The 1210-nt window shown below is 64.0% G+C and carries 1 protein-coding gene; it reads left to right on the top strand.

The window, feature by feature from the left end:
- The coding region (gene glnE, locus L9Z73_RS30795) for a bifunctional [glutamate--ammonia ligase]-adenylyl-L-tyrosine phosphorylase/[glutamate--ammonia-ligase] adenylyltransferase (protein WP_247408746.1) at positions 1-1210 on the top strand (1210 nt) is incomplete at both ends.

Genomic DNA, 1210 nt, shown 5'->3' with positions numbered 1-1210 from the left:
GCGCCGCCAGCGCACGCGCCAGCAGGTGCGCATCATCTGGCGCGACCTGACCCGCCAGGCGGACCTGGTGCAAACCTGTCGCGACCTCTCCGACATGGCCGACGCCAGCATCGACCAGGCCTACCAATGGCTGTACCAACGCCATTGCGCACAGTTCGGCACGCCGACCGGGGGCCGCAGCGGTGAGCCGCAGCAGATGGTGATCCTCGGCATGGGGAAGCTCGGTGCGGTGGAGCTGAACCTGTCATCCGATATCGACTTGATCTTCGCCTACCCCGAGGGCGGCGAGACGGTGGGCGTGAAGCGCGCCCTGGATAACCAGGAGTTTTTTATTCGGCTGGGTCAAAAATTGATCAAGGCCCTCGATCCGATGACCGTCGACGGTTTCGTCTTCCGTGTCGACATGCGCCTGCGGCCCTACGGCTCGGCCGGCGCGCTGGTGCTCAGCTTCAATGCGCTGGAACAGTATTACCAGGACCAGGGCCGCGATTGGGAGCGTTACGCCATGATCAAGGCGCGCGTCGTGGCCGGCGATCAGGTGGCCGGTGCGCAGTTGCTCGATATGCTGCGACCGTTCGTCTACCGCCGCTATTTGGACTTCTCCGCCATCGAAGCGCTGCGCACCATGAAGCAGCTGATCCAGCAGGAAGTGCGGCGCAAGGGCATGGCCGAAAACATCAAGCTCGGCTCGGGCGGCATCCGCGAAGTGGAATTTATCGCCCAAGCGTTCCAGTTGATCCATGGCGGGCGCGACCTCAGCCTGCAACAACGGCCGTTGCTCAAGGTGCTGGGCACCCTGGAAGGCCAGGGCTACCTGCCGCCGGCGGTGATCGCCGAGTTGCGCGATGGCTACGAATTCCTGCGTTACACCGAGCATGCGATCCAGGCGATTGCCGATCGCCAGACCCAGATGCTGCCGGACAGCCCCGAAGACCAGGCGCGCATTGCCTTTATGCTCGGCTTTGCCGATTGGGCCGCGTTCCATGAGCGCCTGATGTACTGGCGTGGGCGGGTGGACTGGCATTTCCGCCAGGTGATCGCTGATCCGGATGAAGAAGACGGCGAAGAAGGCGAATTGGTCGTCGGTGGGGAATGGTTGCCGTTATGGGAAGAGTCCCAGGACGAAGACGCGGCCTGCCGCCAATTGGCCGAAGGCGGCTTCACCGACGCGCCCAAAGCGCTCAAAGCCCTGGCCGGCCTGCGCGGATGC

It is taken from the genome of Pseudomonas emilianonis (genome assembly GCF_023072625.1).
In the GTDB taxonomy this organism is placed as follows: Bacteria; Pseudomonadota; Gammaproteobacteria; order Pseudomonadales; family Pseudomonadaceae; genus Aquipseudomonas; species Aquipseudomonas paraveronii.
This window is presented reverse-complemented; position numbering and strand designations above follow the sequence as displayed.